Origin of the sequence: Azotobacter vinelandii CA, from assembly GCF_000380335.1 — a bacterium.
Taxonomy (GTDB): Bacteria; Pseudomonadota; Gammaproteobacteria; order Pseudomonadales; family Pseudomonadaceae; genus Azotobacter; species Azotobacter vinelandii.
In genome coordinates, this window is the sequence record NC_021149.1 from 3,654,130 (window position 1) to 3,674,482 (window position 20,353).

22 protein-coding genes and 1 pseudogene are annotated in these 20,353 nt (G+C 66.2%); 4 read left to right on the forward strand and 19 right to left on the reverse strand.

The window, feature by feature from the left end; translation table 11 throughout:
- Positions 1-77 precede the first annotated feature (77 nt).
- The gene (locus AVCA_RS16275; protein WP_012702109.1) at positions 78-974 is read left to right on the forward strand and encodes a LysR family transcriptional regulator; all 897 of its coding nucleotides are present in this window, start codon (positions 78-80) and stop codon (positions 972-974) included.
- Between the two features lie 67 nt (positions 975-1,041).
- Here AVCA_RS16275 and AVCA_RS16280 read toward each other — a convergent pair whose 3' ends face one another.
- From AVCA_RS16280 to AVCA_RS16300, 5 genes are read right to left on the reverse strand one after another with little or no spacing between them, the layout of a single operon-like run.
- Entirely contained in the window at positions 1,042-1,305 is a 264-nt protein-coding gene (locus tag AVCA_RS16280; protein WP_012702110.1) for an EexN family lipoprotein, read from the reverse strand.
- Positions 1,302-2,246 (reverse strand): LysR family transcriptional regulator, encoded by a 945-nt coding sequence (locus AVCA_RS16285; protein WP_012702111.1) that lies wholly within the window; start codon positions 2,244-2,246, stop codon positions 1,302-1,304. The genes AVCA_RS16280 and AVCA_RS16285 overlap by 4 nt, the downstream gene beginning before the upstream one ends.
- A gap of 3 nt (positions 2,247-2,249) precedes the next feature.
- Positions 2,250-3,458 (reverse strand): MFS transporter, encoded by a 1,209-nt coding sequence (locus tag AVCA_RS16290; protein WP_012702112.1) that lies wholly within the window; start codon positions 3,456-3,458, stop codon positions 2,250-2,252.
- Entirely contained in the window at positions 3,455-4,681 is a 1,227-nt protein-coding gene (locus tag AVCA_RS16295) for an MFS transporter (RefSeq protein ID WP_012702113.1), read from the reverse strand. Before AVCA_RS16295 ends, AVCA_RS16290 begins: the two co-directional genes overlap by 4 nt.
- A 20-nt stretch (positions 4,682-4,701) precedes the next feature.
- The gene (locus AVCA_RS16300) at positions 4,702-5,892 is read right to left on the reverse strand and encodes a serine hydrolase domain-containing protein (RefSeq protein ID WP_012702114.1); all 1,191 of its coding nucleotides are present in this window, start codon (positions 5,890-5,892) and stop codon (positions 4,702-4,704) included.
- 116 nt (positions 5,893-6,008) lie between these two features.
- Here AVCA_RS16300 and AVCA_RS16305 point away from each other — a divergent pair, with 116 nt between their 5' ends.
- Entirely contained in the window at positions 6,009-6,938 is a 930-nt protein-coding gene (locus AVCA_RS16305) for a LysR family transcriptional regulator (protein WP_012702115.1), read from the forward strand.
- A gap of 29 nt (positions 6,939-6,967) precedes the next feature.
- On the opposite strand, the gene AVCA_RS16310 is transcribed toward AVCA_RS16305, so the two are convergent.
- Positions 6,968-8,197, reverse strand: a complete 1,230-nt coding sequence (locus tag AVCA_RS16310; RefSeq protein WP_236616212.1) for an MFS transporter — start codon at positions 8,195-8,197, stop codon at positions 6,968-6,970.
- A gap of 107 nt (positions 8,198-8,304) precedes the next feature.
- Here AVCA_RS16310 and AVCA_RS16315 point away from each other — a divergent pair, with 107 nt between their 5' ends.
- Positions 8,305-9,219 (forward strand): LysR family transcriptional regulator, encoded by a 915-nt coding sequence (locus tag AVCA_RS16315; RefSeq protein WP_012702118.1) that lies wholly within the window; start codon positions 8,305-8,307, stop codon positions 9,217-9,219.
- Between the two features lie 16 nt (positions 9,220-9,235).
- On the opposite strand, the gene AVCA_RS16320 is transcribed toward AVCA_RS16315, so the two are convergent.
- The 9 genes from AVCA_RS16320 to AVCA_RS16360 form a co-directional block, all read right to left on the reverse strand.
- A complete protein-coding gene (locus tag AVCA_RS16320; RefSeq protein ID WP_012702119.1) occupies positions 9,236-11,221 on the reverse strand; it encodes a relaxase/mobilization nuclease domain-containing protein in 1,986 nt (661 codons plus the stop codon).
- Between the two features lie 448 nt (positions 11,222-11,669).
- Positions 11,670-12,269, reverse strand: a complete 600-nt coding sequence (locus AVCA_RS16325) for a S26 family signal peptidase (protein WP_041807329.1) — start codon at positions 12,267-12,269, stop codon at positions 11,670-11,672.
- A complete protein-coding gene (locus tag AVCA_RS16330) occupies positions 12,266-12,811 on the reverse strand; it encodes a DUF2840 domain-containing protein (RefSeq protein ID WP_041807331.1) in 546 nt (181 codons plus the stop codon). Before AVCA_RS16330 ends, AVCA_RS16325 begins: the two co-directional genes overlap by 4 nt.
- The gene (locus tag AVCA_RS16335; RefSeq protein ID WP_012702122.1) at positions 12,808-13,062 is read right to left on the reverse strand and encodes a hypothetical protein; all 255 of its coding nucleotides are present in this window, start codon (positions 13,060-13,062) and stop codon (positions 12,808-12,810) included. Before AVCA_RS16335 ends, AVCA_RS16330 begins: the two co-directional genes overlap by 4 nt.
- Entirely contained in the window at positions 13,059-13,697 is a 639-nt protein-coding gene (gene parA, locus AVCA_RS16340) for a ParA family partition ATPase (protein WP_012702123.1), read from the reverse strand. The genes AVCA_RS16335 and parA overlap by 4 nt, the downstream gene beginning before the upstream one ends.
- A gap of 241 nt (positions 13,698-13,938) precedes the next feature.
- Entirely contained in the window at positions 13,939-14,796 is an 858-nt protein-coding gene (locus tag AVCA_RS16345) for a replication initiator protein A (protein WP_187149014.1), read from the reverse strand.
- Between the two features lie 26 nt (positions 14,797-14,822).
- Complete coding sequence (locus AVCA_RS16350) at positions 14,823-15,107, reverse strand: helix-turn-helix transcriptional regulator (protein WP_041807335.1); 285 nt, start codon at positions 15,105-15,107, stop codon at positions 14,823-14,825.
- A 111-nt stretch (positions 15,108-15,218) separates the two neighbouring features.
- Positions 15,219-16,001, reverse strand: coding sequence for a DUF2285 domain-containing protein (locus AVCA_RS16355; protein WP_012702126.1), 783 nt, complete (start codon positions 15,999-16,001; stop codon positions 15,219-15,221).
- A 338-nt stretch (positions 16,002-16,339) separates the two neighbouring features.
- Positions 16,340-16,687, reverse strand: coding sequence for a DUF2958 domain-containing protein (locus tag AVCA_RS16360; RefSeq protein WP_041807337.1), 348 nt, complete (start codon positions 16,685-16,687; stop codon positions 16,340-16,342).
- Between the two features lie 285 nt (positions 16,688-16,972).
- On the opposite strand from AVCA_RS16360, the gene AVCA_RS16365 reads away from it, so the two are divergent.
- Positions 16,973-17,266 carry a helix-turn-helix domain-containing protein gene (locus tag AVCA_RS16365; RefSeq protein WP_072432897.1) on the forward strand — a complete coding sequence of 98 codons (294 nt, stop codon included), beginning with the start codon at positions 16,973-16,975 and terminating at the stop codon, positions 17,264-17,266.
- Between the two features lie 42 nt (positions 17,267-17,308).
- Here AVCA_RS16365 and AVCA_RS27155 read toward each other — a convergent pair.
- The 4 genes and pseudogenes from AVCA_RS27155 to AVCA_RS25285 form a co-directional block, all read right to left on the reverse strand.
- Positions 17,309-17,410: pseudogene (locus AVCA_RS27155) on the reverse strand (DUF736 family protein); the annotation flags it as partial.
- A 116-nt stretch (positions 17,411-17,526) separates the two neighbouring features.
- Positions 17,527-18,033 carry a RadC family protein gene (radC, locus tag AVCA_RS16370; protein WP_012702130.1) on the reverse strand — a complete coding sequence of 169 codons (507 nt, stop codon included), beginning with the start codon at positions 18,031-18,033 and terminating at the stop codon, positions 17,527-17,529.
- 399 nt (positions 18,034-18,432) lie between these two features.
- On the reverse strand, positions 18,433-19,914 hold the full coding sequence (locus AVCA_RS25280; protein WP_236616213.1) for a DNA cytosine methyltransferase: 1,482 nt from the start codon (positions 19,912-19,914) through the stop codon (positions 18,433-18,435).
- Positions 19,901-20,344 (reverse strand): very short patch repair endonuclease, encoded by a 444-nt coding sequence (locus AVCA_RS25285; RefSeq protein WP_072432898.1) that lies wholly within the window; start codon positions 20,342-20,344, stop codon positions 19,901-19,903. Before AVCA_RS25285 ends, AVCA_RS25280 begins: the two co-directional genes overlap by 14 nt.
- Positions 20,345-20,353 lie beyond the last annotated feature (9 nt).

Here is a 20,353-nt window from a genome sequence, read left to right on the forward strand (position 1 = left end):
GCCTCGTCAATCATGGAGGCACGATAGGCTTTCACTAGATATAGTAGAAATGAATTTCCAGTATTACTGGTATTGCCATGAGCAATTCATTGAGACGCCTCGACCTGAACCTGCTGGTCACGCTCGACGCCCTGCTGGTCGAGCACAACGTGACCCGCGCGGCCGAGCGCCTGCATCTGGCGCAGCCCACGGTGAGCGTGCAGCTCGCCCGGCTCCGGGACTTCTTCGGCGATCCGCTGCTGCTGCCCGGTCCCCGGGGCATGCGGCCCACCGCCCGCGCCGACGAACTGCGCGAGCCGCTGCGGCAGGCATTGGCCGCGCTGGACCAGGCGGTCGCGCCGTCCGATGTCTTCGACCCTGCCCAGGCCAACCACACTTGGCGCGTAGCAGCCTTCGACTATGGAGAGTTCACGATCCTGCTGCCCGCCCTGGCGGCGATACGTGCGGCGGCGCCGGCGACACGTCTGGCTGTCGTGCAAACCGCTCCTGCGCACGTTGCGAGGAAAGCGGAACAAGGCGATATCGATCTGGCCTTCATGATCGGCGCCGAAGCGCCGCAGGACCTGCGCCGCCGCACGCTGTTCACGGAGCGCTACATGCTCGCCGGCCGCGCAGGACACCCTCGATTGAAACGCCGACCCACGCTGGCGCAGTTCTGCCGGCTCGACCATGCCATCGTCTCACCCGACGGCGGCGGCTTCCATGGGGTGACGGATACGGCGCTGGCCGAACGGGGCCTGGCGCGCCGGGTCGCGCTGTCGGTGCCGCATTTCCTGTTTCTGAGCGCAGTTCTGGCAAGCACCGATCTGGTGGCGATGGTGCCGTCGCGGCTGGTGAGCGGCAACGCGGCGCTGCAAGTGGTCGAACCGCCCCTGGAAGTCCCCGGCTTCGAGATGCTCATGCTCTGGTCCGAGCGGGTGCACCGCGATGCTGCGCATCAGTGGCTGCGCGAGCACATTGCCCGTTCGGTATGAACGGCGACCATTGCCGTAATTTCATAGAGAAGCATTGCGTCTTCCAACACCGGCTATCGCGCTGGATTCAGAACTTGGGTGGTTCCTCCGGTGGCGTGTAAGGCGTATTGCCGTCGCCATAGAATCGCTTGCGCGTGGCTTCGGCGACTCGATTGCAAAACACGTCGCCCAGCCTGGGGCGTTCCGTCTTGCACTGTTGGCGCAGCTCTTTGAGGCGCGCGGGATCGGATGCCAGTTCTTCAACGCTCGGCACGTCTTTCTTCTCTGGCGCATCCTTCGGGCCGCAGCCTGTCAGCACCGCAACCAGCACGAACGCAATGGCCTTCTTCATGGTTCGGGTTCCTCCAGGGAATCGGGATCGTCGTCCGGCATCGGCTTGTCGGCTTCGGGCGAGTCGATGGCCTGCACGCGCTCGATGAAGCGGGCCAGTGTTTCCGATGGCTCGGCATCCAGGCGCAGCAGATAGGTTGTGAGCAGTGGCGATCGAGCAGCCAGCGGCCGAGCCACCACGCCCTGCTCGCGGCTGGCCGCGATGTGCGCGGCACCCGTCAACCCCAGAGCGAAGCCGGCCGAAACCAGCGCCATCATCAGGTCGCAGGACGTCACCCGTTCGGCCACCAGCGGCTCCATGTCCACGCGGCGCAGCACACGATCCACCTGCCGTGCATGGCCTTCACATGCCACTGGGTCGCACAGCACCAGCGGATAACGCAGCACATCTTCCAGCGGGATACGCTTGTGCGCCAGCAAGGGATGCCGCGACGGCACGGCTACCATCAGCGGGTCGCTCCAGACAGGCACAGCCACGATGCCATCACCGGCTTCATCGGCGCGGGCGAAACCCACGTCGTACAGGTCATCATTCAGCCCTTTGATCTGCTGCGACAGCGGCACCTCGAACAGACGGATTTCCACTTCGGGTTCTTCCTGCCGGCACAGCGCCAGCAAGGCCGGCAAGCGCGAAGGCGTGATGCCGTCGGACAGCGCGATGCGCAACTGGCCGTGGAAGCCATTGGCCGCCGCCTTCACGCTATCGCGGGCTTGCTGCAAGGCGGCGAAGACGCGCGGCACATGGTCGAAGAGCAGCTTGCCCGCGCGGGTCAGTCGCGTGCTGCGCGTGGTGCGGGCGAACAGCACCACGCCCAGTTCTTCTTCCAGTTCCTTGATGGCGCGCGACAGCGGCGACTGTTCGATGTGCAGTCGCTCGGCAGCACGGGCAAAGTGCAGTTCTTCGGCCACGGCCAGGAAGCAGCGCAGGTGACGAAGCTCCAAGCGTCATCCCTCCCTCGTTCCCCGTGATGTGGTGGCGCTATGCGCCAGTCGGGGTACGGCGGCCTCGCTTGCCCGCCAGGGCTTTCTGGCCAGCACGGCAGCCATCGCCAACGCCGCAAACAACCAGCCACTCCAAACCGTTCCCTGCATCCCTATTGCTTCGATGAAGCCGCCGCTGGCCGCCGCCCCCAGCACCACGCCGAGGTTGGCCGCAGAGACATAGAGGCTGGTGGCGAACTCGGGTGCGTCCGGCGCCGCCGAGGTCATCCACATCTGGCTCACGATCAAACCGCTGGTGTGCGCCGCGCCCCATAGCAGACAGACCGGCAGCATGGCCGCGAAAGAAGGCGAAGCGAACACCAGCAGCACGCCGTAGGCGGCCGCCAGCGCCACGGGATAGCCCAGCACAGTCCAGGCGAGCCGGCGTCCCAGCGCACGCCCGGCCAGCAGGTTGCCCAGCACGCCGCCCACGCCGAAGACCGCCAGCAGCACGCTGATCGCCTCTCCGTCCATGCGCGCCTGCCGCGCCAGGTATTCGGCGGCATAGCTGTAGACGGAGAACATCGCGGCGAACACGCACACCGCCGTCGCGATCGACAGCCAGACGGTGGGTCTACGCAGGACGGCGAGTGGACGACTCTGTGCGGCCGCCTGCGCCTCGGGCCTGGAGGGCAGCATGATCCACAGCCCGGCGGCAGCGGCCAGGCTCACCGCCGCGCAGAAGTAGAACGCCGCCTCGTAGGACACCCTGGCCTCGATCCAGGTCGCCAATGGCACACCCAGCACCAGCCCCAGCGTGGTGCCAAGGAATGCCATCGAGGTGGCGTGCGCGGCACGTTCCGCCGGGTACAGCGACACGGCCGCGGCGAAGGCCACCGAGAAGAACACCGGGTGCAGCAGGGCCGACGGCACGCGCAACGCCATCAGCACCCCGAAGCTGGGCGCCCAGGCCGACAGCAGGCTGCACAGGCTGAAGACCAGCAACGAACCGGCCAGCACCTTGCGCCGGTCGAAGCGCGACAGCCACAACACCATGGCCGGCCCGCACGCCGCGACCACACCGGCGAACAGCGCGACCAGCCAGCCGGCCTGGGCCACGCTGATGCCGTGACGCTGGACGATGGCCGGCAGGATGCCGACCACGCCGAACTCGACGGCATACAGGCCGAACAGCCCCAGTGCGATGAAGAACAGTGCGCGCGCGCCGTTCATGGTTGCACTTCTGTCCGTCGATCGGGCGTGGTTGCCGGGCATGACCCGGCCGCACCCGCCGGAGCGGGAAAGCCATGCCGCCTAGCCGCCCACACCACCACCAGCGTCGCCGCCAGCAACACCAGCAAGGCCGGTGCGAACGCGCCGACGCCCAGCCGTTCGAGCAGCACGCCGCCGACGATGCCACCCCCGGCAATCGCCGTGTTCCAGGCGGTGACCAGCATGGACTGGGCGACGTCCGCCGCTTCGCCCGCCGTCTTGGCCAGCGCCGTCTGGAACAGCGTCGCCGCACCACCAAAGGCGAGTCCCCAGGCGGCCACCGCCGCATAGACCACGGCAGGCGCATCGCCCGCCACGCCCAGCGCCAGCGCGGACAGGCCGAACACGACGGTGCTGGCGAGCGTCAGCGCACGCAGATGGCGGTCGATCAGCACGCCGACGATCCAGATGCCCAGCAGCGCGGTGACGCCGAACACCAGCAGCACCAGGTCCGTCCGCTCGGCCATGCCCGCCGCCGCCAGGAACGGTGCGATGTAGGTGTAGAGGATGTTGTGCGCCAGCACGAACGCCAGCACCACGAACAGCACCGGGCGCACGCCGGCGATGGTGAAAACACGGCCCAGCGGCAGCCGCTTGCCCGCTGCCTGCCCGGCGAAGTCCGGCACCTGGACGCGCACCCACACCATGAGCACCAGCGCCAACGCGCTCATGATGCCGAAGCACGTCCGCCAGCCGACCAGGTTGCCGAGGAAGGTGCCGGCCGGCACGCCCAGCGACAGCGCCAGCGGCGTGCCGACCATCGCAATGGCGATGGCGCGGCCCTTCTTGTGCTCGGGCACCATGCGCGCGGCATAGCCCGCCAGCAGCGCCCACAGCAGCCCGGCCGACACACCCGCCAGGAAGCGCGCCACCATCGTCAGGACATAGCTGCCGGAGAACGTCGTAACGGTATTGGCGACGACGAAACCGGCGATGGCCGCCAGCAGCAGCGGGCGGCGGCGCACGCCCTGCGTCGCGGCGGTCAGCGGAATCGCCGCCACCAGCGAACCGATGGCATAGATGGTGACGGTCTGGCCGACCCAGGCCTCGGACACCATCAGGCCCTGTGCCATCTGCGGCAGCAGACCGGCCGGCAGCGCTTCGGTCAGGATGGTGATGAAGGCCGCCATCGCCAGTGCCAGCAGTGACACCAGCGGCAGGCGGTCATCGGCAACGGCGCTCATCGATGCAGATGGGATCGTCATCAGCGCACCTCCAGCGCGCCATAGACGGCATCGCGCAGGTCGGTGACGAAGCGGCCGGACATGCCTTCGTACAGCGTGTTGGTGAAGGCCACGACGCTCAGGCCCTGCGCTCGATCCACGAACCACGAGTGGCCGTAGGCACCGCCCCAGCGCCAGGTGCCCGCCGATTCGGGGGAAGCGGCCAGCACCGGGTCGCGCAAGACCGAGAATCCCAGTCCGAAGCCGAAGCCCGGCGCATCGGGCAGTTCCCGGCCGTCCGTTTGATCCCGCGCCATCTCCGCGATCCATTCGTTGGGCAGGAACGCACCGCAGCCCTGGCGCAAGGCTTCCAGCAGGCGCAGCAGGTCTTGCGCCGTCCCCGCCATGCCTGCACCGCCCGAAGGAAATGCCTGCGGATCGAAGATGCGGGATGGGCTGTAGGTGATGCCCACGGCGCCCTCGAAGGCCGAGACCGTCTCACCCTCGGCCAGCCGATGCGGCTGCGGCGCGTCGTTCACATAGGCGGTCGCCACGCGCTGGGGATCGCGCGCGACGAAGCCCGTATCGACCATGCCCAGCGGGCCGGTCACGAGTTGGCGCACAGCCTCGTGCAGCGGCGTGCCGTGGGCGCGCGCGATCAGCGCGCCCAGCACGTCCGTGGCCAATGAATAGCCCCAGGCCGTGCCCGGTTCGTACAACAACGGCACGCTGGCGAGGCGGCGCAGGTTCTCCTCCAGGCTGATGCCGGACGCATCCATGCCGTCCGACACGCCGGCCCGTGCATAGGGGCCGGCTGTGTCGGCCTCGAAGAAGCGGTAGCCGAGGCCGGCCGTATGGCTGAGCAGTTGTCGCACCGTGATGCGTGCCGAGCGGCGGTCGGCCAGCCGGGGCTGGAATTCCGGCAGCCAGTGCTCGATGCCCGCATCCAGGTCGAGCCGGCCTTGCGCCACCAGCGCCAGGGCCGCAGTGGAGACGATGGGCTTGCTCACCGAGGCCAGCCGAAACACCGCCTCCAAGGTCATCGGCCGCGCGCTTTCGCGGTCGGCGAAGCCGGCGGCCTGCTGATGGATCAGTTCGCCGTCGCGCGCCACGAGGATGACGGCACCGACCAGCCGCTGGTCGTCGAGCGCTTGCTGAACGGTGCTGTGAATGCGCGTACCGAGGTGCGCCGGCGGAACGCCTTGGCGCAGGAAAAGTGGAGGATTCGTCATGGCAACTCGCTCGCCTCAATGGGTGAAGCCTTGACGATAGAAATCCTGCGATTAAAGAAAAAGTAGGCTACAGTTCCTGTTTGTGCGGATCTATGTGTCCGCAATAGAGGTGTGGAATGGACAGCCTGAACGGCTTCGTGGTGTTCGTGCAGGTGGCCGAGACGCGCAGCTTCGTCGCCGCCGGCCGGCTGCTGGGTGTGTCCGCCTCGGCCGTCGGCAAGAGCGTGGCGCGCCTGGAGGAGAAGCTGGGGGTGCGCCTGTTCCACCGCAGCACGCGCAGTGTCACGCTGACCGCTGAGGGCACGCTGTTCCTGGAACGCAGCCGCCGCATCCTGGCCGAGATCGAGGCGGCGGAACTGGAGTTGTCGCAAGCCACCGCAGCGCCGCGCGGGCGCCTGCGGGTGAGCCTGCCGCTGGTCAGCTCGCTGGTGCTGCCGGTCCTCGGCGAGTTCATGCGCGAATACCCCGAGATCGAGTTGGACCTGGACTTCACCGACCGGATGGTCGATGTGATCGAGGAAGGTTTCGACGCGGTGGTACGCACGGGCGAGCCGACCGACTCTCGCCTCACGGCGCGCAGGTTGGGCACCTTCCGCTCGGTGCTGGTCGCTTCGCCTGGCTACCTGGATTTGCGGGGGACACCCCAAGTACCTGCCGATCTTCTGTTGCACACCTGCCTGCACTACCGCTTCCCCAACAGCGGCAAACTGGAAACCTGGGCGCTGCGACAGGAACCTGGCGCACCCGAACTGCAATTGCCCACCTCGATGATCTGCAACAACATCGAGACGCGCGTGTGCTTTGCGCTGCAAGGACTGGGGATCGCCTATTTGCCGGACTTCGCCATCCGCGAGCCGTTGGCCGACGGCCGGCTTCAACCCATCCTCGCTGACCATGTGGAGCGCGCCGGCGTCTTCCACGTGCTTTGGCCGGCGAGCAAGCACCCCTCGCCGAAGGTGCGGGCGCTGGTGGACTTCCTGAGCGCGAGGGTGTTTCCGGCCACCAAGAGCAAGACCACGAGCCCCAGAGGTCAGCGCAGTCGATAACGAGACGTGGCCCATGCCGCCTCCATAGTTCAGTGCTCTCGAACAGCGTTCGAGAGCACTGAACTTGCACTTGGCTCTCTGCGGTCGAGCCAGCCGCTCCACATCGTCAGCAGCAGGCCAATGCCGACCATGACCGCACCAACCCAAGGCGTCGCCCCCAGCCCCAGCCGGGAATCCGCCACCAGCCCGCCGATGAAGGCGCCGAGCGCGATGCCGGCATTAGCGGCCGACACATTGATGGTCGAGGCGATGTCCACGTTGCCCGGCCGATGGCGCTGGGCAAGCTGCACGACGTAGAGCGCCAGGCCCGGCACGTTGCAGAACATCAGCGCGCCCAGCACACCGAGCGTCAGGATCGAGCCGAGCATCGACAGGGCCGTGAAGGTGAAGATCAACAACACCGCCGCCTGCGCGCTGAGCATCAGCGCCAGCGCGGGCACGACCTTCTTGTCGGACACCCGCCCGCCGAGGAAATTGCCGACGATCACCGAGACACCGTAGAGGGCCAGCATCCACGCCACGCCGTTCGGGCCGAAGCCGGTGATGTCGGCCAGGATGCTGGGCAGATAGGCGAAGGCGACGAAGGTGCCGCCCCAGGCACAGAAGTTCATGCCGAACGCGATCAGCAGGCGCCCGCTGCCCAGCACCTTGACCTGCTCGATGAGACTGCCGGCCGGCGCGATGTCGATCCTGCGGGGCAAGGTGGCCGCCATCGCCACCAGTGACACCAGACCGATGGCCGCGACGAACCAGTAGGCCATCGGCCAGCCCAGGCGCTGGCCGATGACGGTCGCAATCGGCACACCTGCCGCGACCGCGATGGTCAAGCCACCGAACACGATCGCCACCGCCGAGGCTCGGCGGTCTTCCCCCACCAGGCTCGCGGCGATCGCAGCACCGACGCCGAAGAAGATGCCGTGTGGCAAGGCGGAGACGACGCGCGCGCCGATGAGGAATTCGTAGCTTGCGCTCACCGCAGCGGCCGCATTGGCGAGGACGAACAAGGCCATCACCGCCAGCATCAACGTCTTGCGCGACAGGCTTCCCGTCAGGGCGGCGAGGATCGGCGATCCGAAGCTGACGCCCAGCGCATAGCCGCTGACGACCAGCCCGGCGCGCGCCAGGTTGACCCCGAAGTCATCGGCGATCTGCGGCAGCACCCCGACGCTCGCGTACTCGGTTGTGCCGATGGCGAAGCCTCCGACCATCATGGACAACAAGGCGGGCAAGGTGCCGCGCTGGGTGGAAGCAGCCTGCATGGAACGCTCCGAATAGGTCTGATTGATCGACCTTTCCGAGCGTAGATGGAACGACTATGATGAAATAGATGCTCTAGTTCAATTCACCATTGAAATGGATTCTTTGAATGTCGCGCCAGAACATCAATCGTGCCTTCGAGATGGAAGTGTTCATCGCGGTGGTAGCCGCCGAAGGCTTCACCGCCGCGGCCGAGCCGCTGGGCATGACGGCTTCGGCCGTCAGCAAGCTCATCCATCGGTTGGAAACACGCCTGGGCACGAAGCTGCTGCATCGCACCACGCGCAAGCTGCAACTCACGCCCGAAGGCGGCGCGTTCCATGAACGCTGCCTGCGCATCCTCGACGACATCGGCTGCGCCGAGCACGAAGCGGCGCAGGCGGGATCGCCGCGCGGACGCGTGCGGATCAACAGCCACGTGGCCTTCGGCGTCCACTACCTGTTGCCGCGTTTGCCGGAGTTTCTGGGCTGCTACCCGGACGTTCAGGTAGACGTGACGCTGAGCGACATCGTGGTCGATCTTCTGGACGACCGCAGCGACGTGGCGATCCGCACCGGGCCGCTGCCGGATTCGCGGCTGACCCAACGGCGAATTGGCGCCAGCGGCCTGGTGGTGGTGGCTTCGCCCGACTACCTGCGGCGCGCAAACACCCCCGAACGACCCGAAGACCTGCGCCAGCATCGGCGCCTGGGCTTCAACTACGCCCGGCATGTCGATGCCTGGCCCTTCATCGACGGTGACGGCGCGCGGATCGCCATCGCACCGTCGGGCGACCTGCGGCTGGGCGACGGCGAGAGCATGCGCCAGATGGCGCTGGCCGGGGTCGGTGTGGCTCGGCTGGCGCGTTACCACGTCGGGGCCGATCTCGCCGCTGGCAGGCTGCTGGCCTTGCTGGAAAATTACGATGCTGGCGCCGTGGAGGACATCCATGCGGTCTTCGTCGGCCCTGGCCGCCATGTGCCGGCGAGGGTCAGGGTGCTGCTCGATTTCCTGGCCGAACGGGTTGCGCAGGATTTGGCCTGAAGCATCGGCAGAACGGCTATCCGATGGTTGGCCCGCGCTGCCTTCCAATCTCCCACGACACCCCGCCGCCGCGCACCGTCGCGGCGATCTGCTGCCCCAGCCGCTGTTCGATCACCGGCCGCCACGGCACCAAGCTGAATCCCATGCCGTCATCAAGCATCGCGTAGCGTCCGCTGGCGAGCATGACGGAACGCCGGTAGATGCCGGCCACGCGCTGGCCGTCTGTGACAGGGCGATGCTCCAGGCCGGTTTCCGCCGCAATGTCCTTGGCGGCCTGTACCAGTTCCCTATTACGCAGCGTGCCCAGCAGGTTGCGTGCAAGGATGACGCGCTGCCCGCGTCGCTCGGCCAGTCCTTGTTCGGCCAGGAAGTCGGCGCGCTGCTGCATGGCCTGCTTGGCATCTCCGCCAAAGCCCAGGTCGCCCAGCCCCCGGCCGCCGCCGATCAGTTGCTGGTCGAGCCAGGTGGCCCCGATCACGCGGGCCTGCCGCTCGATAGGTAGATGGGATTTCAGTTCCACCGCCACACCGCCCAGGCGCTGCGCGTCGTACTGGCGGCCACGCTCGGCCAGGTCGTCCGGCACCTTCCATAGCCCTTCGGCCACTCGTTCCACGATGCCGGCCCGGCGTAGGGCTTCCAGCCTGCGGACGTGGGCGGCGACAACCTCCTTCGGGTCGCGTCCGGGCGTGCCCCGGCCCTGTTCGATGGCCAGGTGATGATCGGCGCGGTACAGGCCATCGCTCGCCAGCGCGGCGATGTTCTTGTCGGCCGCGCGCACGTCGGCCGAGCCCTTCACCTCCACCACGGCACCGGTAGGATAGTTCGCCAACTCGTCGCGAGCATTGAGCGCGACGTAGTGGGCCTTTCCGTCGGTGCCGTCGATGACCAGGTAGCCCCGGTCGTGCAGTTCGTCAGCCAGCCCCTTCGCGGCCACGCGACCGATGATGCTGCGGCCATCGTCGCCCGGCTCGAATACCGCTAGCTCGCGCGGCTGGCCGCTCATGGCCCGCTGCATGGTGCGGATGATGTCGCCACGCTCGCCCAGGGCGCGCAAGGTCTTCTCGGCATCGGTATGGATGGCCCAGGAGCCCGGCTGCGTCTCGTCGGTCAGGCCCAGGCGCTGCAAGCGCTGCAGGCGGCCGATCAGCAGCAGGCGCTGGCTTTGCAAGCTCGGCTCATTGAAGCGTTCGATCCGCACTCGGCCATCGTCACCGGCCTCGCGCTGCAAGGTGCGATCCAGGCTCGTCCACCGCTCCTGCTCTACCTCGCGCCCCAAGGTCTGCTGAATCTCCAATTCGGTGCGCGGCCCCAGCCATTCGGTCGCCAGTTCGGCGGCCCGGTGACGGAAGCCGTGGGCGATGTAGTCGCCGGCGATGATGAGGTCTTTGCCGGTGTCGTCGCGTCCGCGCACGATCAGGTGGGTGTGCGGGTTGTCGGTGTTCCAGTGATCGACCGCCACCCAATCGAGCCGCGTGGCCAGGTCGGCTTCCATGCGGTTCAACAGATGCCGGGTATAAGTCCGCAGGTCGTCCAGCTCGGCCCCGTCCTCGGGCGAGACTATGAAGCGGAAATGGTGCCGGTCGTCGGCGCAGCGTTCCTTGAAGGCGTCCAGGTTGGCTTCGTCGGCCTGTGGCCCGTAGGCCCGGCCCGGTTCGCCATCGCGGCCCGCGCCGTCGCGCTCGACGTAGCGCAGGTGCTTGGCGAGCGACTGCGGGCTGGCCCGCTGGTGATTGACCAGCAGCGTCTTGATGGTCACGCGCCACGACATGGGCGTCAGCTTCGCGCCCGCGAAGCGCGCCGCCGTGTGGCCGCGCCCCACGCGCGAGCCGGGACGCTGGCCGGTGCCACGCGCCGACGCTGGGCGGCGCACCGTGGACTTGCCGCTGCTGGCTTTGCCGGCCTGCTTGAGCACCTTGGAAACAAAGCTCTGCCCCTGGCCCTTGCCCCGGTTCTTCGGGGCGCTGGGGCGCACACGGAAATCGTCGTCGCGGCGGCCGGTCATCGCCGTTCTCCCGGCAAGCTCTGGCGTGTCCTGTCGTGCAAAGCACGCGGACATGCCTGCATTGGCGCGACCCTCGCGCCGAACGCGGCACGGCGGCAAAGCCGCTCCGTGCCGCGCAACCCCCATGTGCAGACAGGCTTTCGACACGGCCCGGTGCCGCGTCCTTTTGTCTTGCCTTCCGCCTTTGCCCTTCGCTGTCGCTCTGGGCGTCGGCGGCCCGGCGGCGCTGTGCTGCTTGCAGCCAGCCCGCCGGCGAACGCGCCAATGGCCGTAGGCCGGGCGCGTTCGAGGCAAGACGCCTGCACGTTGGACGGCTGCGCCGGATGTTGCGCGAAATGCGGCGCGGATGCGCCCGCGCTGCACGCGCGACGACACGGCGGCAGCAGCCGGAACAGCATGCCCGATGGCACGATGAGAGGCACGGCAACGTGCAGCGAATCGGCGGTCATCATGGGCGCGTCTCCAGCCAGACCGGATGCGCGACGCCGATCACGGCGGATGCGCTGACCGGGCCGAAATAACGGCTGTCGAATGATGCCGGATTGGTCATGCTCAACAGGAACAGCTCGGCCGGTTCGAGGTGGCGGCAAAGCTGCAAGGATGGCAGCGGCCGGCCCAGCCGGTCGGCAGGCAGCGCGGCGGCGGCAGGCACGCCGTCGATGCGAACCTGACGGGCGACGATGCAGACGTGTTGCGGCGCGATCGCGCCCACACGTTTGAGCAGCGGAACGTGTGTCGGCAGGTAGCCGCGCTGCGCAGCAAGCACGCCAGCGTCGGCGGGCAATCGGGTCAGGACGATGCTGCCCACTTCCAGCCGACGTGGCAGCGAGGCGGCCTGATGGTCAAGCGGCTGCACGCGATACCAGCCGACCGGAACGCTGTCGGACGGGTTGTAGATCAGGCGCGGCAGCGGCTGCACGAAAGCCGCCCAGGCCAGCGCAGCGAGGCCGACGGCGGCGAAGCCCGCCAGCACGATGCGAGCGCGCGGGCGCGAGCGAGGACGCGGCGCGATTTCGGGTGTGCGTGCGGTGGTGGAATCAGCGGTCATGGCAGCGCCCTCCCGGCCAGCCAGGCGGCGTGCCGCTCGGCGGTGTATTCGGGCAGCGCCAGGCGGGCCGCCAGACGGTTGCCCAGCGTGCGCCAGTACGCGGGCGACACGTCGATGGCGGCGATGCCCTGCGCCTCGATGCCGTCGATGCGTTCCAGCACGGCACGCACCGCGTTCTCGCCTTCGGCGTGCAGCAGCAGGCGTGCGCCTGGCCGCACGCCGGGGATGCGCTGCACGGCGTCCAGCGGCGTGCCGGCCTGCATTACCATGAGCTGCCAGCGCACGGTGCCGTAGTCGTTGGCCTGCCAGCGGATGCGGCAGAACATCGCGCCCGGCAGGAATACCGCGCAGCGCCGCCAGTGGTCGAGCCGCAGCGTGCGCGCAGGTTCGCCGAAGCGCAGGTAGAGCTTGAAGCGGTGTTCGAGGTATGCCAGCGAAACGCGCGTCAGCGGCACGTTGCAGGCCTGCCCCGCGAGTGTCGAAAGCGCAGGCAACGGCGTAGCCGGTGCCGCGTTCGCGGCAGGCAAAGCGGATGCGGTCATGGTGTGCTCTCCGGCGGAAACTCCCGCTCCAGCAGGCCGCGCAGCAGGTCGGCCACGGTCATGCCTCGCGTGAAGGCCGACACCTTGATGCGCGCCCGCATGGCGGGCGTAATATCGAGCGTGAGGCGAGCCGTGTAGAGGTCGCCTTTATTGAGCGCATCGGCGTCGCCCTGGCGAATCCACGCCTCGGCTTGCGGATTCGCAGGAGGACGCGCGCCGATGGCGATGCGCTTGCCGTTGCGCTGGCTCATGTCGGCCACCGCAGCAGTTCATCGGTGAGCACGGCGATCTCGCGTGCGGCGGCGCTGTCGGGCGCCGTCTCGCGGGCGAGCCGGCCAGCGGCCACGCTGTCGGCGAAGACGATGCGCTGGCGTACTTCGCTGCGCAGCGCCGGCAGCGGCTGTTCGGCCAGCGATTGCCGTGCTTCTCTGCCGATGATGGTGGTACTGACACGCCGATTGATGACGAAGGCCGCGCGCAGCGCAGGCCGGAACACCTGTGCCTCGCGGATCAGCGCCACCATCTCGGCGCTAGCCCAAAGGTCGTAGGGGCTGGGCTGCACGGGAATCAGCACGCGCTCGGCCGCCAGCAGCGCGGAACGCGCCAGGGCAGCGATGCGCGGCGGGCCGTCGATGATGACGTGATCGGCGCGGCGAGCCAGCTCCGGCGCTTCCTGATGCAGCGTTTCGCGGGCGAGGCCCACGGCGCTGAACAGCCGGGGCAATCCCTGCTGGCTTCTGCGCTGCGTCCAGTCCAGCGATGAACCCTGCGGGTCGGCATCCAGCAGGATGACGTGCAGACCGCGCATCGCCAGCTCGCCGGCGATGTGGGTAGCGAGCGTGGTCTTGCCGACGCCGCCTTTCTGGTTGACAAACGCGAAGATCATGGCGCGGCCCTCCCTGCTGGAAAGCCGGCCTGGCCGTGCCGTTTTGTGGTTGTCCACCGAAACGGCGCGCTTCTACCAAAAGTTAGAGATTTATAGTTAGGTAAGTTAGAGGGGGCACAAACCCGCGCCGTTACTGGCTTTGCGGCGTTTTCGTACTCCTGATAGCACGATAGGCGTACTCCCGATAGCACGATACCCGGTACTCCTGATAGCACGAGGCCGTCCACACCTTTTCCCGCAGTTATCCCCGTGCCGTGGACGGCACGGGCCGGAAGGTCAGCAGTTCCAGCCTTTCGCCCGGCATCGGCTCGATGCCCAGGACGTAGCCGGGCAGCGACTGACGCGCGACCAGCACGCGCAGGTCGTAGGCGAAGTCCGAGAAGCGCGCCGCGCTGCCGGACTTGCGGTACAGGTGCCGGAAGTCGAATTGCCAGCCGTGTTCCTGCCGCCCGCCGTGCTTGCGCACCAAGCGGTACAGCCAGCGTTCGATGCCGCCTTTCAAGCGGAAATAGGCCGGGTCGATGGTCAGCACCAGGGCGGCGTCGAGCACGCCGGCATAGAACCAGTCCGGCAGGATCAGCTCGATGCCCAACGGCGTGCCGCTGGCGTCGGCCAGCTCGCGCCATTCGTTCACCCACGAAAAGCGGTGCAGGCGTCGCCCGGTGGTTTCGCGGATGGAAGTCGCCACGCTGGTCGATTGCAGCCGGTCGAGCGCGGCTTTCAGGCGCTGGTAGTCGTTGAGGGACGTGCCGCGCCCGATGAAGCGCAGGATTTCGTAGGGGGTGGCGTGTATCCAGCGCGACGGGCGAATGCCTGCGTCGCGCGCTTCCACGATCTGCGAGGCCGCCCAAATCAGAACGTCGGCATCCCATATCGTGGCGATGCCGTGCTCGGCCGTGCCTTCCACGCGGATGGTGATGTTCCCGCTGCGGAAGTCGATCGGCGCCGTGCGCCGCGACTTCGCCAGCGAGAAAAACGGAAAGGCCATCAAGTCCTGGCTGTCGCGCGGTGCCATGCCGTCGCCCGGCAGCGCGCGGAACAGGTCGAGCTGTTCCCGCTGCTGCGATCGCTGCCCCGACGGCAGCGATGGGCTGGACATGACGATGGCCACCGGCGAGCCGACGATCAGCGGCCATCACGGTAGTCGCCCGCGTGACGCTCGGCGTATTCCGGGTCGGACGTGGCCTCGTAGCTGCGCTGGTCGGCCCAGGCATCGAGGTCGCTCACCGCGTACATGACGCGGCGGCCGAACTTGCGGAACTTCGGGCCGCCACCGATCACGCGCTGTTTCTCCAGCGTGCGCGGTGACAGGCCCAGGTATTCGGCGGCTTCGTCGTTGGTCAGGTAGCGTTGGGGCTGCGCGGGCGCAGCGACAGCGGCGGCGGCAGGTCGCAAGGGAGCGGGTCGCATGGGATGTACCTCCATCAAGCCCGGCCACACCACGCGGCCGGATAGAGGCACTTTCAAGAAAGCTAGGCTTCTTGCTAAGGGACGAATTGCAGGAGCTGCGATTCGTCCCCCTTACTGCGATGCAACTGGCGGAAGCTGCGCCAGACTGCGATAGCCGCCGCGCATCAGCGCCTCGCCACGGCGCACCAGCCGCCGCACGCGGGCACGCAAGGCGCTGTCCTTGTGCCAGTCGGCCGCGACGGCATCCGCGCCGAACAGCCCTTCGGCGACTTCGCGCAAGGACGCGCCTGCCAGGGCCGCGTCGAGCGCCTGGAGCGTATGCAGTTCCAACAGCGCGGCGGGTGTGGGCCGGGAACGGGCTGTTGCCACAGGCGGCGCCACGGTCGCGGCATCCGTGGCGGCGGCCAGTGCATCCAGTTCGGCCGCGAGCGCGCGATAACGTGCGCAGGGCGTGGCGCAGGCACGGACGGCGTAGAGGTAGGCCATGCCGTCTTCCAGGCCCGGCCCGAGGGCGAGCCGCAGGCAGCAGCCGGGCCAGCGCGACACCAGCACCAGGCGCTTGCCGTCGTGGATCAGTTGCTTGCGGCCAGGCACGCGCCAGAACTCGAAGGCGTAGGCTTCGGGCGGCGGGTCGGCGTCCGGGTAGAGCTGCACCACGGCGTCGTGATCGGGGAACCAGGCCGGATGCGCGTCGCGCGCATCCAGGGCCGGGTCTTCCAGCAGGCGCAGGCCCCACGCCTGCGCCGCGTCCGGCCGGCGGCGACGGCGTAGCCAGTCGCGGCGATAGTCGGGATTTCGGCGCAGGTATTCCCAGGCCAGCGCCGTGCCGTCCAGGTGCAGGACGTAGAGATACGCGGCGGTCGGATACCAGTGTTCAACGCTCGGCTCGGCCATGACGATGCCTCCTGACGGTCAGCAGGAACGTCGCCACGGTTTTCGCGTGCGGGAGCTATCGTCTCACCATCAAAGCGCCATCGTTATCGGGGTAAGCTGTAACTGCGGATGTCAAGACGAATTGGCTCCGGTGCATTGCGAAAATCGTCTGAATGCGACGGCTGCACCGCCGGACATCGACGGACAGCATCGGATACCGTGCCGCAGCCCGCGCCAAAGACCATGACTGTTTGCAGCAGGGTGACGCTGCTTCGGCGCAAGAGTGCGGGTTCAGACCGGCTCGGTCTGGAACGAGACGGAAATAGTCACAATGCGTCCGTCCCGCCGACAGGTTCCGGTCAGTCCGTGATCGAGCCGTTGGCCTGCGCCAGCCGGACATACTCCGACAGCGGGCGCGCCGGCTCGAAATAGCGATCCCGCATCACTGGCTGCTTGCGCGGCCCGACGATGGATGCCAAGGCCGATAGCTGCACCGTGCCCAGGTCGGGCATCCCGATGCCGAGGTCGATCAATCCCCAACAGGTGTCGCCGTCGGCGGGATCGAGCGACACCAGCAGCCAAGTCACATGCGCGTCGGGGGTGAACAGGCGCACCACGGGCAGCGGGTCGATGGAATGGCCGACGGCGCGCGCCACGCCATTGGCGAGCAGCCGCGCGCGTTGCTCGTCGGTGATGAGTGGGTTCATGGCTGCCATTCCCCCTCGGATGCACGGAGCCGCCAAAGCGCATCGGCGCCTTCGCGTACAGGCACGAAGGCGCAAGCCCACGCATTCGCAGAAGCGTAAAGGCACGAACACGCATCGGCGGGAGTCTGCAAAGGCACGGATACGGTTCCCTGGATTTGAGGCTATCCGTGGATACGGATTTCCGTAAAGACACGGATGCGGCCAACAATACCAAATGAACACTATAGATTGTAGTCCTATAGGGCGCAATGTGCTGTCATCTTGGTTTTTGCGAGGAAACCATAGGTGGCTGCGAGGTACTCATTGGCGCAGGCGTTGAAGACAGTCAGGAAGGCGCGTGGCTTGAGCCAGGAAGCGTTCTCCGACGTGTCCAGCCGCACCTATATGAGTACGCTGGAACGCGATCTGAAAAGCCCGACCATCAGCAAGCTGGCCGAGCTGTGCGAAGTGATGGAGGTGCATCCGCTCACGTTGCTGACGCTGGCCTATGCCGGCGACAGCACGCGCAAGGCCGATCAGCTTCTGGCGCAGGTGCGCCAGGAGCTTGAGGCGGTGTTGAAGGAACGCGACACGCCGTAGGCACGTGCGTGACGATGCTGAGCCACCCGCCGCAGGCGGCCGTCAGGCCGCCTTGGGCTTGCTGCGCGACCAGATCAGGTCGTGCGTGCCGTCCTCGTTCTCGATCAGGCGAGCATAGACCGTCGCCGGGAACGGAGGATCTTCGGTGCCGAACGACCGGCTGTGACGACTGAAATGCAACCGGGCCGGCGCAGCCGGTTCGACGGGCCTTGCAAGAGCGCCAGACGATCGCAGCAAAAAGGGGGCCGAAGCCCCCGAAGTCAGAGCAGACCGCGCTCTGCGAACGACGTAGCAACAGCGCCTGCGACGATGACGTGATCCAACACGCGCACATCCACCAGCGCCAGCACTTGCTTGAGCTGCTGGGTCAGTGCCCGGTCGGCGCCGCTCGGCTCCGGGTTCCCGCTCGGATGGTTGTGGCTGACGATGACCGCCGCCGCGTTGACCCGCAGCGCCTGTTTGACCACCTCGCGCGGATGTACCTCGGCGGCGTCGATCGTGCCGTGGAACATCTCCACGTAGTCGATCAGGCGATGGCGCGTATCGAGGAACAGTACCGCGAAGACTTCGTGCTCGAAGCCGGCCAGCTTGGCGCGCAGGTAGTCCTTCACCGCCGACGGCGAAGCGAATGCCTCGCCGCGCTGCATCTTCTGTTCGATGACCTGGCGCGCAGCTTCCAAAATCTGGTCGGCGTCGGCCGGCCGGTAACGGCCACGGCCATCGCGCACCATCAGCGGCGTATCGAGAGAGAGGGGCAGTTGCGACATGATCGTGCTCCGGTTGCTCGGGCGGAATTGCCCAGAACCGGCGCCTCACGGCGCAGCGCAAGCCGTCACAGGAGCGCAGCCGGCCACGGCCGCAAGCGTGCGAGCACGCGCAGTCCTTGCACGGCGAGAACGCCGTGATACGGTGAAAGGGACAGCAAGACCGCCCACACCCGCCCACTGCAAATGCCCGCCTTGAGCAAGCGGAGCGCGCAGGCCAAGCTCAACGAGCCGGGCCGAAGGCGTTAGGGGTCAGCGCCGGAGGCCGCGATTCGGAACGAAGCGCGGGGCGCAGCCCGCGAACCTGACGGCGGCACGCCAGGACGCAGCTTTGGCACGATGGGGTACTACAGTTGCACGTCTATGTTTCGCGGTGGCGCCAGCGGCACGACCAGAGCGAAATCAGGCTACTCGACGATTGGCAGAATCCCGTCCTGCAATCGCCTGCTCAATAGTCTCCATAAGTGCCTTGCTGACGGCGAGTGCAAGCATCGGAGGAACCGCATTGCCAATTTGACGGAAAGACGCATTCATGGCTCCAGCAAACTCGAATCCATCGGGAAATGACTGAAGTCGTGCTGCTTCGCGGACAGATATCATGCGCTTCTGGCGTCCGTCATAGTGGATGTGCGAATACGTGTCCTTGCCAAGGTGGGCCGTCAGGGTTCGAGAGGGAGCGTCCGGATCAAGCTTCCACCACTTGTTGGGAAACTTGCTTGCGTCGTAAGGAGGAATCGTCGCCTTCTCCAGAGCCTTGTAACGAATAGTTCCTGGCCGTGGCGGAAAATTTTCCCGCTGTAGTTTTTCTTCCAAGAGTTGCTGTGCAATGCGGAGTGCAACAGGATAGTCTGCTCCACGGGGCATGCGACCAAAAATCGGAAAGTCACGCGTGGTAATGCGCACGACATTGCCGCTCACATTTTCGGAAGCAGAAAATCCGGGCCAGTCGCGCATCAGGTGAGCATACGTGGAAGGTGTAATGCCTTCACGATACGGCAGCTTGTCTGCAACCTTCCGCTTCCTGATGATCGCCGTATCCCTCAGATGGTCAGAAATGAAGGGAAGGTCAGCCAATGCCGATTCGGTACCTATCGAAGAAGGCAGCCCGCCTGCAGGGGAAGGGATGGGCGAGAAGTGCGAACCCACATCCTTGACGTGTTTGAGAGCTACAGCACGGCTACTTTCATAGCCACGCGGTAACTCCATGAAGTGGGTAGGCGAAGGGAACTGCGGAATCACATCAAGAGTGGCGTCAACAGCAACAAGAAAGAGTCTTTCCCTAAGTTGAGGCACACCATAGAACGCTGCATTAAGCAGGGTGTAGCGAGTAACATAGCCACGAACCCTGAGCCCTTCTGCGATTTCCTCAGGTACATTGTGGCCGCCAAAATTCATGATATCCGGAACATTCTCAACGAGAATGGCCAGAGGACGAGTTTCGTCCACAATTTCCAGAAAGCGGCGATAAAGGGATGCGCGTGGATCGTTCTTGAATGCATCCTCATCTCCCGTCACTGATCGAAGCTTGGATCTTCCTATACGGGCAAATGCCTGACATGGCAGCCCTGCAGCCAGGACATCGAAAGCTTCGCGCGGGCCTCCGGCCAATCCGAAATCCGTGATGAGATCACTCATTGATTGAGCCACCATGTCACGGGAGATAGCCCACTGCTTCGTCTGCGCAGGATTTTCCGGAGCGAAATTCAGTGCGTATGTGGCATTGGCCTCATCGTTGCTCTCTACATGAGCTGCAAGCTCAAAGCCTGCAGTTTTCAAACCTAGCGACAGCCCACCGCAACCCGAGCATAATTCGAGTACCTTCGGAATCGCTCCGGATGCCAGCCTTTCGAGCTTACACTTCGCCAATTTCTCATTGCTTTCCATGGCTGTTCTCCTCCGATGCTTCATCACCCTTCAAGAACTCGACCAGCCGAACACGTAAGGCTTCTGCGTCTTGGGTTTTACACTCCCAGATCACAAGGACGCTCCATCCGAGAGATTCCAGTGTGCTGATGGCCAGTCGATCCCTGGTGACGTTGGCAGCGAACTTCGACTGCCAGAACGCCACATTCGATTTCGGCGTGTAGGCGTATCGGCAGCCCGGATGTCGATGCCAGTAACATCCATGAACAAAGATGACCTTGCGTCGAGATGGAAAAACCAAGTCAGGGCTTCCAGGGAGGTCGCGACGATGCAATCGGAAGCGAAAACCGAGAGCATGCGCGGCGCGTCGGACCGATACTTCCGGCTTCGTATCCTTACCCCTGATGCGAGACATCAATCTGGATCGTTGATCTGGCGCGAGAATGTCCATGGGCAGCGC

What these genes read in the sequence shown, in the direction of transcription:
- AVCA_RS16275 (WP_012702109.1), top strand. Translation starts at nt 78, where the DNA reads ATGAGCAATTCATTGAGACGCCTCGACCTGAACCTGCTGGTCACGCTC.
- AVCA_RS16280 (WP_012702110.1), bottom strand. Translation starts at nt 1,305, where the DNA reads ATGAAGAAGGCCATTGCGTTCGTGCTGGTTGCGGTGCTGACAGGCTGC.
- AVCA_RS16290 (WP_012702112.1), bottom strand. Translation starts at nt 3,458, where the DNA reads ATGAACGGCGCGCGCGCACTGTTCTTCATCGCACTGGGGCTGTTCGGC.
- AVCA_RS16295 (WP_012702113.1), bottom strand. Translation starts at nt 4,681, where the DNA reads ATGAGCGCCGTTGCCGATGACCGCCTGCCGCTGGTGTCACTGCTGGCA.
- AVCA_RS16300 (WP_012702114.1), bottom strand. Translation starts at nt 5,892, where the DNA reads ATGACGAATCCTCCACTTTTCCTGCGCCAAGGCGTTCCGCCGGCGCAC.
- AVCA_RS16305 (WP_012702115.1), top strand. Translation starts at nt 6,009, where the DNA reads ATGGACAGCCTGAACGGCTTCGTGGTGTTCGTGCAGGTGGCCGAGACG.
- AVCA_RS16310 (WP_236616212.1), bottom strand. Translation starts at nt 8,197, where the DNA reads ATGCAGGCTGCTTCCACCCAGCGCGGCACCTTGCCCGCCTTGTTGTCC.
- AVCA_RS16315 (WP_012702118.1), top strand. Translation starts at nt 8,305, where the DNA reads ATGTCGCGCCAGAACATCAATCGTGCCTTCGAGATGGAAGTGTTCATC.
- AVCA_RS16320 (WP_012702119.1), bottom strand. Translation starts at nt 11,221, where the DNA reads ATGACCGGCCGCCGCGACGACGATTTCCGTGTGCGCCCCAGCGCCCCG.
- AVCA_RS16325 (WP_041807329.1), bottom strand. Translation starts at nt 12,269, where the DNA reads ATGACCGCTGATTCCACCACCGCACGCACACCCGAAATCGCGCCGCGT.
- AVCA_RS16330 (WP_041807331.1), bottom strand. Translation starts at nt 12,811, where the DNA reads ATGACCGCATCCGCTTTGCCTGCCGCGAACGCGGCACCGGCTACGCCG.
- AVCA_RS16335 (WP_012702122.1), bottom strand. Translation starts at nt 13,062, where the DNA reads ATGAGCCAGCGCAACGGCAAGCGCATCGCCATCGGCGCGCGTCCTCCT.
- parA (WP_012702123.1), bottom strand. Translation starts at nt 13,697, where the DNA reads ATGATCTTCGCGTTTGTCAACCAGAAAGGCGGCGTCGGCAAGACCACG.
- AVCA_RS16345 (WP_187149014.1), bottom strand. Translation starts at nt 14,796, where the DNA reads ATGTCCAGCCCATCGCTGCCGTCGGGGCAGCGATCGCAGCAGCGGGAA.
- AVCA_RS16350 (WP_041807335.1), bottom strand. Translation starts at nt 15,107, where the DNA reads ATGCGACCCGCTCCCTTGCGACCTGCCGCCGCCGCTGTCGCTGCGCCC.
- AVCA_RS16355 (WP_012702126.1), bottom strand. Translation starts at nt 16,001, where the DNA reads ATGGCCGAGCCGAGCGTTGAACACTGGTATCCGACCGCCGCGTATCTC.
- AVCA_RS16360 (WP_041807337.1), bottom strand. Translation starts at nt 16,687, where the DNA reads ATGAACCCACTCATCACCGACGAGCAACGCGCGCGGCTGCTCGCCAAT.
- radC (WP_012702130.1), bottom strand. Translation starts at nt 18,033, where the DNA reads ATGTCGCAACTGCCCCTCTCTCTCGATACGCCGCTGATGGTGCGCGAT.
- AVCA_RS25280 (WP_236616213.1), bottom strand. Translation starts at nt 19,914, where the DNA reads ATGGAAAGCAATGAGAAATTGGCGAAGTGTAAGCTCGAAAGGCTGGCA.
- AVCA_RS25285 (WP_072432898.1), bottom strand. Translation starts at nt 20,344, where the DNA reads ATGGACATTCTCGCGCCAGATCAACGATCCAGATTGATGTCTCGCATC.